This window comes from Achromobacter spanius (assembly GCF_029637605.1).
GTDB lineage: Bacteria > Pseudomonadota > Gammaproteobacteria > Burkholderiales > Burkholderiaceae_B > Achromobacter > Achromobacter spanius_E.
Genome location: NZ_CP121261.1, coordinates 6,318,152 through 6,333,095 on the forward strand (window position 1 = coordinate 6,318,152; position 14,944 = coordinate 6,333,095).

At 62.7% G+C, this 14,944-nt stretch carries 15 protein-coding genes, 1 tRNA gene and 1 pseudogene; 8 read left to right on the plus strand and 9 right to left on the minus strand.

Annotated features, from left to right (window positions below):
• Positions 1–5 precede the first annotated feature (5 nt).
• The 3 genes from P8T11_RS28330 to P8T11_RS28340 form a co-directional block, all read right to left on the minus strand.
• Positions 6–698 carry a cytochrome b/b6 domain-containing protein gene (locus tag P8T11_RS28330; RefSeq protein WP_268079019.1) on the minus strand — a complete coding sequence of 231 codons (693 nt, stop codon included), beginning with the start codon at positions 696–698 and terminating at the stop codon, positions 6–8.
• Between the two features lie 133 nt (positions 699–831).
• On the minus strand, positions 832–1,113 hold the full coding sequence (locus P8T11_RS28335; protein WP_268079018.1) for a hypothetical protein: 282 nt from the start codon (positions 1,111–1,113) through the stop codon (positions 832–834).
• A gap of 754 nt (positions 1,114–1,867) precedes the next feature.
• Complete coding sequence (locus tag P8T11_RS28340; protein ID WP_268079017.1) at positions 1,868–2,227, minus strand: hypothetical protein; 360 nt, start codon at positions 2,225–2,227, stop codon at positions 1,868–1,870.
• A gap of 236 nt (positions 2,228–2,463) precedes the next feature.
• On the opposite strand from P8T11_RS28340, the gene P8T11_RS28345 reads away from it, so the two are divergent.
• Positions 2,464–3,168: a DUF3053 family protein gene (locus P8T11_RS28345; protein ID WP_268079016.1), complete on the plus strand. Its 705-nt coding sequence runs from the start codon at positions 2,464–2,466 to the stop codon at positions 3,166–3,168.
• A 67-nt stretch (positions 3,169–3,235) separates the two neighbouring features.
• The gene (locus P8T11_RS28350) at positions 3,236–4,327 is read left to right on the plus strand and encodes an AI-2E family transporter (protein WP_268079015.1); all 1,092 of its coding nucleotides are present in this window, start codon (positions 3,236–3,238) and stop codon (positions 4,325–4,327) included.
• Between the two features lie 29 nt (positions 4,328–4,356).
• Here the strand turns inward: P8T11_RS28350 and P8T11_RS28355 are convergent, their stop codons facing one another.
• Positions 4,357–6,210 (minus strand): DUF4153 domain-containing protein, encoded by a 1,854-nt coding sequence (locus tag P8T11_RS28355; protein ID WP_268079014.1) that lies wholly within the window; start codon positions 6,208–6,210, stop codon positions 4,357–4,359.
• Between the two features lie 261 nt (positions 6,211–6,471).
• Between P8T11_RS28355 and P8T11_RS28360 the strand changes: the two genes are divergently transcribed.
• The gene (locus P8T11_RS28360; RefSeq protein WP_268079013.1) at positions 6,472–8,046 is read left to right on the plus strand and encodes a sensor domain-containing diguanylate cyclase; all 1,575 of its coding nucleotides are present in this window, start codon (positions 6,472–6,474) and stop codon (positions 8,044–8,046) included.
• Positions 8,047–8,066: 20 nt separating this feature from the next.
• On the opposite strand, the gene P8T11_RS28365 is transcribed toward P8T11_RS28360, so the two are convergent.
• A complete protein-coding gene (locus tag P8T11_RS28365; RefSeq protein ID WP_268079012.1) occupies positions 8,067–8,321 on the minus strand; it encodes a 6-phosphofructokinase in 255 nt (84 codons plus the stop codon).
• A gap of 163 nt (positions 8,322–8,484) precedes the next feature.
• Here P8T11_RS28365 and yddG point away from each other — a divergent pair, with 163 nt between their 5' ends.
• Positions 8,485–9,390: an aromatic amino acid DMT transporter YddG gene (yddG, locus tag P8T11_RS28370; protein ID WP_268079011.1), complete on the plus strand. Its 906-nt coding sequence runs from the start codon at positions 8,485–8,487 to the stop codon at positions 9,388–9,390.
• 32 nt (positions 9,391–9,422) lie between these two features.
• Here the strand turns inward: yddG and P8T11_RS28375 are convergent, their stop codons facing one another.
• Positions 9,423–9,614 carry a hypothetical protein gene (locus P8T11_RS28375; RefSeq protein WP_050445949.1) on the minus strand — a complete coding sequence of 64 codons (192 nt, stop codon included), beginning with the start codon at positions 9,612–9,614 and terminating at the stop codon, positions 9,423–9,425.
• 261 nt (positions 9,615–9,875) lie between these two features.
• On the opposite strand from P8T11_RS28375, the gene P8T11_RS28380 reads away from it, so the two are divergent.
• The 3 genes from P8T11_RS28380 to P8T11_RS28390 all read left to right on the plus strand — a co-directional run bounded on the left by P8T11_RS28380 (position 9,876) and on the right by P8T11_RS28390 (position 11,613).
• A complete protein-coding gene (locus P8T11_RS28380) occupies positions 9,876–10,127 on the plus strand; it encodes a hypothetical protein (protein WP_268079010.1) in 252 nt (83 codons plus the stop codon).
• Between the two features lie 152 nt (positions 10,128–10,279).
• On the plus strand, positions 10,280–10,471 hold the full coding sequence (locus P8T11_RS28385; protein ID WP_268079009.1) for a hypothetical protein: 192 nt from the start codon (positions 10,280–10,282) through the stop codon (positions 10,469–10,471).
• A gap of 221 nt (positions 10,472–10,692) precedes the next feature.
• Positions 10,693–11,613, plus strand: coding sequence for a hypothetical protein (locus tag P8T11_RS28390; RefSeq protein WP_268079008.1), 921 nt, complete (start codon positions 10,693–10,695; stop codon positions 11,611–11,613).
• A gap of 95 nt (positions 11,614–11,708) precedes the next feature.
• Here P8T11_RS28390 and P8T11_RS28395 read toward each other — a convergent pair.
• From P8T11_RS28395 to egtD, 3 genes and pseudogenes are all read right to left on the minus strand, one after another.
• A tRNA-Met gene (locus P8T11_RS28395) sits at positions 11,709–11,785 on the minus strand.
• A 127-nt stretch (positions 11,786–11,912) separates the two neighbouring features.
• Positions 11,913–13,228, minus strand: a pseudogene (egtB, locus tag P8T11_RS28400) (ergothioneine biosynthesis protein EgtB).
• Positions 13,229–13,264: 36 nt separating this feature from the next.
• Positions 13,265–14,242, minus strand: a complete 978-nt coding sequence (gene egtD / locus P8T11_RS28405) for an L-histidine N(alpha)-methyltransferase (RefSeq protein ID WP_268079006.1) — start codon at positions 14,240–14,242, stop codon at positions 13,265–13,267.
• 333 nt (positions 14,243–14,575) lie between these two features.
• Between egtD and P8T11_RS28410 the strand changes: the two genes are divergently transcribed.
• Positions 14,576–14,908 (plus strand): DUF883 family protein, encoded by a 333-nt coding sequence (locus P8T11_RS28410; RefSeq protein ID WP_268079005.1) that lies wholly within the window; start codon positions 14,576–14,578, stop codon positions 14,906–14,908.
• Positions 14,909–14,944: the final 36 nt, after the last annotated feature.

A 14,944-nucleotide genomic window follows, 5' to 3' on the forward strand; every position in this document is an offset into this window, starting at 1 on the left:
GCGGATTACGAAAAAGACATGTCGGCTACGACTTCTATCGACCGTATCCACAACACCAGGCCCGTCACGCAGGCGCCCAGCACCAGGGCGCGCAACCACACGGCAAAGCCGTCCTGCGCGGGCGGTGTGCCGGCGGGCAGGTCCTTGGCGTCGACGTCGCCTGTGATGATGGCGCGCACCAGGCGCTTGCGGCGCACCAGCGCGTACCAGGCCACCGCCAGAAGGTGCAGCGCGATCAGGGCGATGATGACCCATTCGTTCAGTTTGTGCCACGAGGTCAGTGCGCCGGAGGTGGCCGCGCTGACGTAACCGAACAAGGGTCCTTGCGTCATGATGTCGTCGGTGGTGAACAGGCCGCTTACGGCTTGAAAACCGACGACCAGCAGCAGCGCCAATACCGACAGGGCGCCCAGCGGATTATGCCCGGCGGGCGCGGCAGCGCCCTTGAGGTATTTGGCCACCGCGCCGGGGCCGCGCACGAAGGTGGCAAAGCGGGCATAGCGCGGGCCGACAATGCCCCACAACAGGCGGAAGATGATCAGGCCCAGCGCCGTACAGCCAAAGCGCACGTGCCAGTCCATATATAGGCCGCCCAGCTTGACGCTGACAAACGCGCCGACGATACAGACGACTAGCGCCCAGTGGAAGAGGCGGGTGGGAAGGTCCCAGATGCGTACCGCGAGTCGGTTGTTCTGCATGGGGGAAATTACTCAGGCTACGTTGCCAGCGACTTTATCACGCAAGAAATGAAATCGCCGTGGCTCAAATTGAAATCGCCGCGGTTCAGGCGCGGCGAGCGGGCAGAAAAATCGGCGCCGTGGCGCCGATGGTTTAGTACGAAGCGTTGCGCACCGACTCGATGCGATGCACGTGCTCGTGGCGGAAGCGGATGCGTTGGCCGGGCGCCTTTTGTGCCGAGCCGCCGCAAGCGACGACTTCAGTCGTGTAGGTCGTCGTGCCGTTGATCGGCGCGTTGAAGATGACCGTTGCACGAATGGCCGGGCCATTGGCCGGTTGCAGATGAACGATGTCGCCGATGTGAATCGGGGTGTTGTCCAGCTTCGTGTGAGCGGGGCGGCGGATCAGGTCCGAGGTAGTGAAACGAGTATTCATGGTGTGTGTTCTCTTAAGTTCTAGTTATTAGAAAAGCTGCGTGTTGCGCATGCTGCGAAGGGCGGACGTACCAAAAGCGCCTCGCGTCCTCGCGGTTGCCTTGTCGCCGGGTTTTTTCCGACAGGGCAGGCATGACACTAACGCATAAGTGTTGCCATCAGTTTGCGCATTCTCATGTTTTTTGCGTGCGCGCGTAACGGGGTGGTGCAGCCGATGCCATCAGTCAGTCCTGGACGGTATCGGTTCGGGCTCAAGTGGCGTGCTTGCGGTAGCAGGCGGCCGTCAGGCCCGAGAGGTCGCTCAGAGAGGGTTGGCTCTGGCGGTTGCTGTGCGGCTGTTCGTCGTGGTTACGACTTGGGCTGCAACGTGTCTTGTTGCTTGTTTTTAAACTTCTTTCCAAACCGGACTGGCGGGATGGTGAAGATGTACTTGGCTGTTGCCGTGCTTTCCAGGCGGAGGCCGACGATTTGCGTTTTCGCGTTATGGGTTTTCGCAAACCGGATCGAATTTCCGGGTGGTTGGCAGGCTGCTGGCAAAGCGCGCTTGTGTGGCGCTGTTGAGTCTGGTTCACCAGAATCAAGCCAGGAGTGTGACCAACTTCTTGAATACTTCTTCTTGAATGCTTCTTGAATGTTTCCGGCCTATTTATTCTGGGAAATATGGTGGCGCAGAAAACATTAGTCGTCGATATTATCGGAAAAAAAACGCGGTTGCAAGCCTTTTTTGATGGCGGCTTGCAAGGCCGCCATCGCGCTTAGTGCTCAGGCGCGCGGGCTTGGCGCTGGGCCTCGATGATCAGGCCTTCCAGCCGAGGAGACATTCGCAATGCCACCTGCGCGCCCATCGATCCGTCTGGCTGGCGTTCGGTTTCCAGCGCCAGGCCAATGCGTTCGTCATTGAACGCGTCGGGCGCGGCTTCAATCTCGACATAGCGGGCAAGCAAGGCATCAACGGCCTTTTGGGCGTCGGCCAGGGCCTCTTCCGACAATTGTCCCTGCCCCAGGTATTGATTCACGACGCGCGCCAAGTCGTTCATGAAGAACAGCAGGGCGGCCGCGCCGCGGCAATCGGGCTGGGTGAATCCCCAGGGGGCGGAAGTGGCGGGTTGAGTCATGGGCAAAGACGTGTTGGGGGTTGCGGGCGGCCAGGGCCGGAATCCGGCATTTTAAGGGATAGGAATAAGGGCGCCACCCGCTCGAAACCGGACCCGCCCTGTGTCAACTCGCTTCGATCGCAACAAAATCCGCCCGAGCGCGGTTGCGATCGGACGCTTCGGGATAATCTGCGCACTGGCGCCCGCCATTGACGGGGGGGGCGTCAACCGGTTCATCAACCCGCTGGAGGATACGCATGTCACTGTGGCGAGCCTGCCTGACGGGGCTGGCGATGGCTTCTATGCTGTTCGTGACGGCCTGCGTCAACAAAGAACCGCAAGAGCGCGCGGCCTTCATCCAGTTGCTGCAAGCGCGGATGAATAGCAATGTGCTGCTGCCGATCGCCGCGCTGAGCAAGGTCGAAAAAGAGGCGCTGGGCGACTATGCCGATGCCTACAAAGTCATTACCGATTTCCAGCAGGAGATGGCCGAATCGGCCCGCGCCATGCGCGACGTGCTTGCGGTGGAGACGATCCGCTCAGTGGGCGAGATCGTTGAACGCAAGGCCGGCTTCGAAACGGCGCGCAAGACGCTCGCTGACAGCGCGGGCAAGCTTTCCAAGGCGCGGGAGAAGGCGGACAAGGCGCGAGCCGGCCTGCAGCTGCCGGCCGATCTGGCGCCCGTGTACGACGGCGTGTACGACGAATCTGTCACTGGGCCCACCGTTGAACTGATGCGGGCCGCCTCGCGGATGGACGCGGTGGCGCGCGATGCCTTGGGCATCGCAGACCTTGTGGCCGCCAATGCCGCGGAAATACAACTGGTCGACGGGCAGGCGCGCGTGGCCACGCCCACGCTGCAGCATGAATTGAATCTGCGCTTGCAGGGGCTGAATGCGCAGGCGGACGAACTGGCGCAAGCGCGAGAGACCATCCTGCTTGCCGCGGGCGGCGGTGCCTGAACCGGCGTGCGTGCCTGGGCTTTGTACAATGCGGGTCTCGCGGCGTTCGCCGTGCCTGGAACGAAACATGAGCCAATCATCCAGCTTGCACTACAGAACCTTTCTGCTCCTGCTCGTGGTGGTCTCCATCGCGTTCGGCTGGCTTTTGTGGCCTTTCTATGGCGCCGTATTCTGGGGCGCCATTCTTGCCATCATCTTTGGACCCCTGCAGCGCCGCCTGGTCAAGCGCATGGGCGGGCGGCGCAATCTGGCCGCGCTGATCACCTTGCTGGGCGTTTTGCTGCTGGTGATTTTGCCGCTGGTGGTGATCAGCGGTTCGCTGGTTCGCGAAGGCGCGAACCTATATCAAAGCATCAAGTCGGGCGAACTGAATTTCGGCCTGTATTTTCAGCAGGCGATGGAGGCGTTGCCCCCGTCGGTGCATGACGTGCTGGCGCGATTCGATCTGGCCGATATTCCCAGCCTTCAGGAAAAGCTCAGCGCGGGCGCGATGCAGGCCAGCCAGTTCCTGGCGACGCAGGCACTCAGCATCGGACAGGACACGTTCCAGTTCATGATCAGCTTCGGCATCATGCTGTATCTGCTGTTTTTCCTGCTGCGTGACGGGCCCGCGCTGGCGGATCGCGTCAAGCGCGCGATGCCCTTGAGCGACGGGCACAAGCAGCATCTGTTCCGCAAGTTCACCACCGTTGTGCGCGCCACCGTAAAGGGCAACATCGCGGTGGCGGCGGTGCAGGGCGCGCTGGGCGGCATCATCTTTTCGATCCTGTCGATTCAGGGGGCGCTGCTGTGGGGCGTCATCATGGGCTTCCTGTCGCTGCTGCCGGCCGTGGGCGCCGGCCTGATCTGGGTGCCCGTGGCCGTCTATTTCCTGCTGACGGGCGCCGTGGTCAAGGGCGCGGTGCTGATCGCATTTGGCGTGCTGGTCATCGGCATGGTCGACAACGTGCTGCGCCCGATCCTGGTGGGCAAAGACACCAAGATGCCCGACTACGTGGTGCTGATTTCCACGCTGGGCGGCATGGCACTGTTCGGCCTGAACGGCTTTGTGATCGGGCCGCTGATCGCCGCGCTGTTCATGGCAAGCTGGGATCTTTTCACGCAGACTTCCGACGGCATGCTGGGTCAGGGGGAAGAGCCCCCGGCGTCGCGCAAATAACGACCCCGGGGTGTTGCGCCTGCGTGGGATCAGCGCAGGCGCAGCAACAGGTCGCCAATGATCAGATCGCGGTCCGCTCGGGCCTGGGTTCGCACCAGCCCCTGCTTCAGCGCCTGCGCAACGTCGTCGACGCCCGTTGCGTCTTGCAGGGGCTGCTCGAAACTCTCGGCGTACAGGTAGCCCAGATGGCGCCATTGGCCGGCGGCGTTCGGCGCAAACGCAATGAACCATTCCCGCGAGCGTCGCTTCCCGCGCTGTTGCGGCGCTACATACAGGATGATCTCGTCCTGCCCGTCGCCGGTCAGGTCAGCGTAGATCACTTGGCAAGGTTGCGTGCTTGATGCGTCATCTTTCGGGGGATCGATGGGTGTTGCGCACCCCCGTGCCTGCTCCGCAAACTCGGCCCGCAGAAATTCCCACCACTCCGACGGAACGTTACGGCCCGAGGGCGTGGTCGCCAGCGGCGGCGCGTCGACGGGCGCCGCGTCGGCGGCGGCTTGCCCGGGCTTGTCCCATTGGAAATAGCCGCCCTTCAGGGTTTCGGCCGCCGCGGTGGCTATCCGTGGGTCCCGTGCATTGGCGGCGCCTTCCGCCAGGCGCCGCAGGGCATTGCGCCCCCACTGGCCGTAGTCGTTTCCCATGGCGTAAAAGCTGAAGTCCTGCGGGTCCTTACGCCCGTCGACCAGGCGCTGCAACTGGCTTTCGGCGGTCAACTTCATGGGGTTGGCGATCGGCGTGTTGAACGCCAGCAGCAACGCGAGTGTGGCGAAGGCCGCGATCAGGTTGGTGGCCGCGATCGTTGCGTAGTCATGTTTGCTCCGTAGCGCGGCCCAGGCATAGCCGGCCCCGTACAGCACGAGGATCGCGCTGCTGCCCACGCCCCACGCGCGCAGCACCGTCCACCCGTATTGGTCCACGCGGACCGCCGCGCCGTACAGCGCGACAGCCGCCAGCGGCAGCAGGCAGGCCATCGCCCAACGCAGTGCTCGGCGCAGGCGCGGGCCGAACGGAGCGGCATTCGGGCTATCTTGCCAGGCGGCGTTGATCAGCTTGATCCACACCAGCGAAAACGCAATCAACGCGCCTGCGGACAACTGCACCGCTTCCAGGCCCAATGCCAGCCTGGCAGCCAGCGCAAGGGTAAAGGCCAGCCCCACCAGCGTGACCAGCGGCAGCAGCCATGCGTTCAGGGTCAGCCAGGAACGCTGCAATGTGTCCGTCAGAGCAGGGCGGCGCCGCACCCCCACAAGGCAAGCGGCCAGGATCATCGGCCAGACGGCGAAGCGGAACGCAGCGTCTTCGACGAGCCGGCGGATGAGCCGGATTCCGATCATGTCAAACATGGCGCCCGCTGCTGCCAGCAACAGGCAGACACACGACGCCAGGCAAAGGCCTAAACCCAGATGGACGGCATTACGCCACGCCGCGCGAAAGACAGCGGGGTAGTTCCACTGCGGCCGGCGTAGGTCCAACGCCTGCACCAGCGGCAGCAACACGAATCCCGCGATGCCGGTCAGCAGCAGCGGCATGGCGGAGTCGCCACGGCTGAGCCATCCTCCGCGTTCGTTGGGTAGTGCGCCAAAGGCGGCCGTCAAGCCATAGGCCGTCACGGCGGGCAGCAGCAAGCCGTAGATGGCCAGCGCGGCAAGCCAGCGTCTGGTGCTTTGCATGCCCGACAGTAGCGCGCCGGCAAGCGGCACCAACGCCAGCCATTGCAGCAGGAAATACAGGGCAAAGGGGTGCCCCCATGGCCACGTTCGATGGGCCGTGAGTTCGTGCAGACACACGCCTAGCGAAGCGGCAATGGCTCCATACAGCAGGACGGTCCGGTCAGACGCGTCCAACGAGCCAGGGGCGTTATTTTTCAGGGACGGATTCTTCATGCCGCGCATAGTAGCAACCCGGCGGTCTTGCGCCTTTTGATGGCGATTCGCCAGTGATGAAACCGTCGCCTGGCCGGTCATTTCAGAGTAAATTGGGGACGCGGTACGGCTAGCTGAAAGGCGCATTCAGCGCCTGCAATAGGCGTCTGAGCGAGGATTGTGCGGTTGCGGGGTTCTGCAATAATTTCTGAATTTCATCCGGCCTGGATGCATCATCAGGCAGGACGTATCGGGAGGCGCATGGGTCCAAGGGGGAAAGCGATGGCTGATGGCGAGAGCCTGGCTGGCGCCAGGGCGCGCGCTCCACACCGGTATTCCATGCGGACCGGTTTGCTGACTCTCGTGTTCGCCTGTATTTCGCCGGCGCTGGTCGTGGCGTCGGTGGCGGTATATGAAAGCTACATCGTTCAGCAAGAGCGGATCTTCCGCGACACGATCTTTCTAGCCCGCAACCTCACCTCTATTCTTGACCGCGAACTCACCGGCGTTGAAGCCGGCGTGCAGATGCTGGCGTCCTCGCCCGACCTGCTTGCCGGCGACCTGGCCAGTTTCCATCAGCGCGCGCGGGATTCGGTGCGTTTTCAGATCGTGGACAGCTACGTCCTGACCGATCGGGAAGGGCGCCAGGTCATCAATACGTTGGTACCCTACGGAGCGCCCTTGCCTTTGAGCGGCGCGCCGGAAGAACTGCGCCGGGTTTTCGCCACGCGGGGGCCGGTGCTGACGGGCCTGTTCAGCGGCGGGGTCACCAAGCGGCCAACGATTGCGATGGGTGTGCCCGTGGTGCGCGGCGACAGCGTCATCTACAGCTTGAACGTGGGCTTGTCTCCGGACCGCATCGGCAGCGCGCTGGGGCGCCGCGCCTTGCCGGAAGGCTGGGTGGCAGCCGTTCTGGATGAATCCGGAACCATCATCGCCCGCACGCGGGATGCCTCGACGTTCGTTGGCCAAAAAGCCGTGCCCGCCTTGGTGCAGGCGGTGCAGCGGGAAAACGAGGGCGCTTTTGAATCGGTGACCAAAGAGGGAACGCCCGTCTATACCGCCTTCAGCCGTTCGCCGCTGTCGGGGTGGACGGTTGCCGCCGGGGCGCCCATGACCTTGGTGACGACGAATCTGTACCGTTCCATCGCCTGGGTGGCGTTTGGCACCTTGGTCGCATTCGGCCTGGGTCTGTGGCTGGCCCTGCGTCTGGCCAATCGCCTGACCTCGGCGGTGCAAGGCCTGGTGGGGCCGGCACTGGCGTTGGGGGAAGGGCGCACGGTTGAATTGGCGGGCACCAGCGTCAAAGAGGCCGAGGAAGTGGGCACCGCGCTATTGCAAGCGTCGCGCATGCTTGCGCATGCGCAGCATCTGGCGCACTACGACCCTTTGACCGGCCTGTGCAACCGCGTGCTTTTCGGTGAACTCATCCTGCGCGAACTGGCCGTGGCGCAGCGCAGCGGCGACTCCTTCGCGCTCCTCGCCATTGATCTGGATGGGTTCAAGGCGGTCAACGACCTGCACGGCCATGCCGCGGGCGACACGGTGTTGAAGGAAGCCGCGGACCGAATGGCGCGCGCCATCCGCGTGTCCGACGTGGCGGCCCGGCTTGGCGGCGACGAGTTCGCCGTGCTGTTGATGGGCGTGCACCAAGAACAGGCGCAGCGGGTAGCCGAGGCCCTGGTCGACAGCCTGTCGCTACCCTATCCGGGAATCCGCGTGGCTGTGTCGGCAAGCGTCGGGATTGCCATGTATCCCGACTCGGGCGTCACGATGCTGCAGTTGATGGAGCGCGCCGACGTCGCGCTGTACAAGGCCAAGGGCGAGGGCAAGCGGCGGGTGGCGTCGGACGTTTGACGCCGCGCGCGGGGGCATGTTCAGGTGTCGGGCTGGGGCGCTTGTTGCGGCGCCAGCGCCGTCAGGACTTCACCCGATGTCAGGCGATACCGCCGTTCGCCCAGGGCGACCACGCCTTCTCCGTCCGACGTCCTGAGGATGTAGCGGGAGGCCGCTGGCGGCCGGGGAGTGGAGGGGCCCGGGTCATCCGCCTGCAAGAAGACCTCTATCCGGTAAAGCCTGCCCGACTCCGTGCTGGCAAGCACATCGCTCAATCTACGTATGGAAATGGCCATGCGGCTAATGCTCCCTCTTCTTTGATGTTTCAGTGGGTCTGTCGCGTTTCGCGGTGCGGGTATCCCCACGCCGGCTGGTCACTACGATAACGATAGGTTTTCGCTACACTGCCCGCCTGCCGCCGCGCCAGGGGTGGCACCAAGCAAACAAGCGGAAACGTTAATGCGATCTTTTTCCGGCCGGAATGCGGCCACTATCCTCGGTCTGTTGGCGATCCTGCTTTGGGGAACGGTCGTCGGGCTGATTCGTGGCGTCAGCGAGAACTTTGGTGCCATTGGCGGCGCCGCGCTTATTTATACGGTAGGTTCTGCATTCCTTGTGTGTCTGCTTGGGTTTCCGGCATTACGGAGTTTTCCGCGTCCTTATCTCTTCGTCGGCAGCCTGCTGTTCGTCGCCTACGAAATCTGCCTGTCGCTGTCGCTGGGCTTTGCCATAGATCGTAGCCAGGCAATCGAGCTGGGCATCGTCAATTACCTCTGGCCTTGCATGACCGTGTTGTTGGCTATCGTGTTCAATGGCCAGCGCGCCAACGCCTGGGTGGTGCCGGGAATACTGCTGTCGGTTTGCGGTATAGCCTGGGTTGTGGGCGGATCCAGCCTGTCTTGGCAGCGCACCGTCGCAAACATATCCAGTAATCCTCTCAGCTACGGATTGGCATTCGGCGGCGCCATTATCTGGGCCGCCTATTGCAATGTGACCACGCGCCTGGCCAACGGCAAGAACGGGGTGGCGTTATTTTTCATGCTTACCGCTGGGGCATTGTGGGCGAAGTACTTTTTCAGTGCCGAACCGCCATTGGTATTTACCGGCCCGGCTACGTTCGAGCTATGCGTAACCGGCGGCGCCATGGCGGCCGGCTATGCCCTGTGGAACGTGGGAATACTGAAGGGCAACCTGACCTTGCTGGCAACCGCGTCCTACTTCACCCCGGTGTTTTCCACTTTCTTTGCGGCCGTGTGGCTCTCCACTCGTCTGACCGCGTCATTCTGGCAAGGCGTGGCGATGGTCACGGCAGGTTCGTTGCTGTGTTGGGTAGCGACAAGAAGCAAATCCGCCCGGGGCGATTAGCCCGGGGCGGCTAAAACGCTTGGGAGGCGCTGTCAGTCGATCAACATGGATTGCGCAACGGCATATCCCAGCGGAATCAATAACAACGACGCAAAGGTTGAACTGACAATCGCCGCCGATATCTTCAGCCAGGGCTCAGGCCCCGCGCTTCGAATCGTTTGAATCACCAACCCGACGATACCCATAACCATCAAACAGCTGATTACCACTGCTACGTAAGTCATGTTGTCTCCGTCCTCGCCTGATTAAAGGGATTCGGCGCCGCGTTGCGCGGTCTGTATGTTTGTACTGATTGTGCGCCTGTATCAGCGGACTTGGCCCTAGGGTTTTCCTGGCACGATCATGCCAGTGTGGTGTTTTTGCCGCGGGGCCTGCAGCATGAATTCATGTGCGCGTGCAACATTTCAAACGGCGTGCGAAAGCGCGTTGATGCGTCGGCCGATTGCGCTACGATGGGCGAACACCCCCGACGGAAAATCCCAAAGATGACGCAGAAATTGCGCCCCGGCACGCGCGCCACGCTTCAGGTCAGGCAACTCCTGCCAGGAGAGTTTGCGTGGATCATTACCTTGCTTGATCCCGAAAGCGGTAATGTGCATAGCACCAATTATTCTGAAAAGCGCTACGGCAGCCAGGATGAAGCGTCGGCCGCGGGTAAGGCCGCAGTCGTGGAATTTCTTGGCGCAGGCGGAAAAAATGGCTTGGCGGGGGTGAAAGACGGCAAGCTCAAGCCTTGAGCGCGCCCGATCGGTGCACCGCCGATTGCTGAACAGCTTATGGAAAGCCCTCGCAAGAGGGCTTTTTGCTGTGCGTGAACAGCGTGTTGCGTGGGAACGGCATTTGCTGAAGGGCTGGCGGCGCGCTTGGCGCCGCCAGAGGAGAACAAGCCATGTCCCAATTTCCGCATCGAGAGCCGGGCCTGCCCGACGACCTGCCGCCGGATGATCCGTCCTTGCCGGGTAACTTGCCGCCCGATGACCCCCTGCCGGACCCGAACCAGCCGCCCGACGATCCCCCGCTGGTTGATCCGACCCCGCCGGCACCGGATCCACGCCTGCCGGGCGCGATCGACCTGGCTTGAATGCCGGGACCGCGCGATTCAAAAACCCTAAAAGGAGACTGTCATGCGTTCCATTCTGCTGTGGCTGCTTGGCGTGCCTATTCCCATCATCATCCTGCTGGCGCTTTTCTGGCATTGACGCCGGGCGGCTTGCGTATCGGCGCCTTTCGGTTTCTCTGTGCAGGTGTTCCGACGAGCACTACGTACGGACGGCGCCACAAAACAATGAACAAGGAATCACCATGGAAAACGCGTCATCTTCAAGCTTGGCTTACGGCGGTGCCGTGCCACCCCGTGAGTCGGCAATCTCGGCGGTGTCCTGGGCGGCGGTGTTCGCTGGCGCCGTGATCGCGGCGGCGCTGTCGCTGGCATTGTTCGCGGGCGGAACGGGTCTGGGCTTCCTCTCGGTTTCGCCTTGGGGCGACGAGGGCATGTCGGCGCCTGCCGTTGGTATAGGCATCATTGCCTGGATGCTGTTTACGCAGATCATCTCTTACGGCATTGGCGGCTACGTGGCCGGACGCTTGCGCACGAAGTGGGTGGATGTGCATTCGGATGAAATCTACTTCCGCGATACCGCGCATGGCTTTCTGGTGTGGGCCTTGAGCGCGGTCGTCAGTGCGGCGCTGCTGGGTTCGGCGCTTGCAACGCTTGCGTCGGGGGCGGCCAAGGCCGGTGCGTCGGTGGTGGCGGGAGCAAGCACGGCGGTCACGGCAACGGCGGCGGCAGGCGCTGCGGGAGCGGGCGGCGGCGGCATGGACCGCGCGACCGAGTATTTCACCGATACGCTGATGCGCTCGGAACGACCGGACGCGGCCGGCGACCGTGACACGGCACGCGCGGAAGTGGGCCGTATCGTCGCTATGAGCCTGGCGCGCGGTGATATGACGCCCGAAGACCGCGACTATGTGGTCAAGGTGGTAGCCGCGCAAACCGGCCAGGATCCTGCCGTTGCACAGCGCCGCGTTGAGCAGACCATCGCCAATGCCAAGAAGGCGGCGGAAGACGCCAAGCAAAAAGCCAAGGAAGCCGCCGACCAGGCCCGCAAAGCCGCCGCCGCGTTCGCGCTGTGGGGCTTCGCATCCATGCTGATTGGCGCCTTTGTGGCAAGCCTGGCCGCAACCTGGGGTGGCAAGCGCCGCGATACCTTGCGGACGCTGTAGTTGTGTTTGTGTTGCCGTTGCACGGTGGTTGCGTTGCAGTTTCGTGCGCGGTAAATGCAAAAGGCCCTCACCGAAGTGAGGGCCTTTTTAATTCTTGGTGGCGCATCCCTGATTCGAACAGGGGACCTGCGGATTATGATTCCGTCGCTCTAACCGGCTGAGCTAATGCGCCATTCCATGTTCGTTATTCAGTGTTGCTGCGGCATCTGTTCCGTAGCGCTGATCAACGAAGAACGAAATTCTAGCATGAAACTTTTTTTGTTTGCAAGCGGGATTGCGGCAAAAAAATAGGAAGTCATTCAGACGTCCCTGGCCAGGCGAATTCCCGAAAACTGCCAGCGGGCTTCGGGGGAAAGAAGTTGCGATAGCTTGCGCGCACATGGTCGCGCGGCGTGGCGCAGGAGCCGCCGCGCAGCACGTACTGGTTGCACATGAACTTGCCGTTGTATTCGCCCACGGCGCCGGCGTCGGGCTTGTAGCCGGGGTAGGCATCGTAGGCGCTTGAGGTCCATTCCCAGGTATCGCCAAACAGTTGAACCGGCCCGCCCGAGCCGTTTCGAGCCGGGGCCGGGCGCGGATCCAGGTGTCCGTTTTCAAGCATGTTGGCGCGGCCTGGAAACGCGGGGTCCGCCTGTTGCCGGGCGGCGTGTTCCCATTCCGCTTCGCGAGGCAAGCGCACGCGCGCCCAGCGCGCGTACGCATCGGCTTCGAAGTAGCTCACGTGCGTGACGGGAGCCTGCAGTTCCAGTTCATGCATGCCGCGCAAGGTGAAGACGCGCCAGTCGTCGCGTTGGCCTTCCCAGTAAAGCGGCGCGCGCCAACCTTCTGCGCACACGCGGTCCCAGCCCGCCGACAACCAGAGTTCGGGCCGCTTGTAGCCACCGTCCTGGATGAATGCCAGGAATTCGTGTTGCGTGACAAGCCGGTCGGCCAGATGGAACGGCGCCAGCAGCACCTCGTGGGCCGGGCCTTCGTTATCGAAGCCGAAGCCTCGGCCGTCGTGACCAATCCGCGTGATGCCGCCACCGTAGCGCGTCCAGCCGGCGGGTGTCGCAGGCGGCAAGGCCGGCGAACCCGAGGCCACGTAGGCGGGCTTGAGCGGGTTGAAGGACAGCATGTGCTTCACGTCGGTAAGAATCAGTTCCTGATGTTGCTGCTCGTGGTTCAGGCCCAGTTCCAGCAAGGCGTCGAAGGCAGGGTCGTTCCCGCCCAAGCGCGAGATCAGGTCGTGCATGGCGGCGTCGACATGATGGCGGTACTGCTGCACGTCGGCTAGCGTCGGCCGCGACAATAGTCCGCGCTGGGGGCGCGGATGTTTGGCGCCGATCGCGTTGTAGTAGGAATTGAACAGCATGCGGTACTGCGGGTGGAAGACGCTGTAGGCAGGGTGGAAGTGCGTCAGCAAAAACGTTTCGAAGAACCAGGTGGTGTGCGCCAGGTGCCATTTGACGGGGCTACAGTCCGGCATGGATTGCACTTGGCAATCTTCAGGGCTTAGCGGCGCCGCGAGCGCCGTGCTGGTGGACCGCACGGCGTCGTAGCGATCGTGCTGGCCAGCCTGCCCGCCAGCGTAGGGTCCGGTAGCGGGATGAGTCAGCAGGCAGGCAGGTTCCATGGCGATCCTCCAGTGGCGTTGAGGGGAAGGCCCACGTTATGCGCGGGCGCTGAAAACCGAAAACCAGCCGCGTGAATCCGACCAGTGGGCAATGTCGTGAAAGCCCGCGCTTTGCAGCAGATCGGAAAAAGCCTGGGGCGTGAACTTGTAGGAATTTTCGGTATGAATGCGTTCGCCGGCGCGGAATTCGCGCTCGCCGCCCGGCCAGCACACGCGCACCGCGCGCAGGGCTTCCAGGTGCATTTCCACGCGCGATCGTGCGCTGTTGAAGTGGGCCACGTGGCGCCAGTCGGCAACATCGAAATCGGCGTCCAGTACGGTGTTGACGTGCCGCAGCAGATTCAGATTGAAGGCGGCGGTAAGGTGCAGGGCGTCGTCGTAGGCGGGTTCCAGGACTTGCTTGGGCTTGACCCGGTCCACCCCCAGCAACAGGCCGCCGCCTTCGCATTGCGCGCGTATGCGTTGCAGCATGGCGTGCGCGTCTTCAGGGCTAAGGTTGCCGATGCTGGAACCGGGGTAGAAGAACAGCCGCTGTGCTTCAGGCACGCCGGCGGGCAGTGCCAGCACCTGCGAAAAATCCTGCCCGACCGGCGTGACGTTCAATTCCGGGTACGACAGCCGCAGGCGTTCTACCGCGGTCTGCAGGTAGTCGGCCGAAATGTCGATAGGTATGTAGTGCGTGGGGCGCAGGCGAGCGAACAAGCGCTCGGCTTTCACGCAATCGCCAGCACCCAGGTCAATCATGGATTGGACTGGCCCGACATGGCGCGCGATGTCCTGACCGTGGCGCAGAAAGATCTCCGCTTCGCAACGCGTGGGGTAGTACTCGGGCAACAGGGTGATTGCCGTGAACAGCGATGAACCCAGCGCGTCGTATAGGTATTTGGGATCGATATGCGCGGGATCGTCCAGCAGGCCGTCGCGCAGTTCGGCTTGTTCAGGGCTGGGGGCCGGGGAAGCGCGCTCGAAGAAGTCGGATGCGGCGTGGGCAAGCACTGCGGAAGGGGAAACCATGCGTTCATTCCTTTTCTGAGGCTGTTGAAGCGCATTGCAAGGGGGGTATTGTGGCGGCCAGGGGGGTTCCGGTGTCAAGCGCCAAGCCGCACAATGCAATGGACTTTTACGAAATCGGAAAACGGGGGCCGGAAAGCCGGCTCCCGGTCCTTGTGCAGGCACCAGCAAGTTTCGGTCCGCTGAAATATCGAATTACGGCTGGTTGCGAAAGCTGGAGCAGCGGCGCGGAATGATCGGCACAATGAAGTTCTGGTCAACGGGTTGACGTTGCCATGCGCCATGATGCATGTGGCGGGCGGCGCCCCAAGGCCCCATTATTTTCAAGGAGCGACTATGAATCGAAAGCACCAACGCGCCGAGATGGCTCTGCATCGCGATCGGGTCAACGACAGCTTCCGCGACCTGGTCGCCGGAACTGAAGATCTCTTGCGCTCAACGGCTTCCTACACGGGCTCCGAAATTGAAACCGCGCGTGCGCGCTTGAAGCAGCAATTGGCCGAAGCTCGTCATCATGCGGGCGACTGGGAAGGCGCGGCGCGGGAACGTGCGTATCGCGCCAAGGCCTATGCCGACGAGTACGTGCATGAAAATGCCTGGAAGTCGGTAGGCGTGGCGGCGCTGCTGGGCGCTGTGCTGGGGTGCCTGGTGGCAAGCGGCCGGCGTTAAGCCGGGCTTCCCATCATGAAGCCGCTTCCGGCCCTG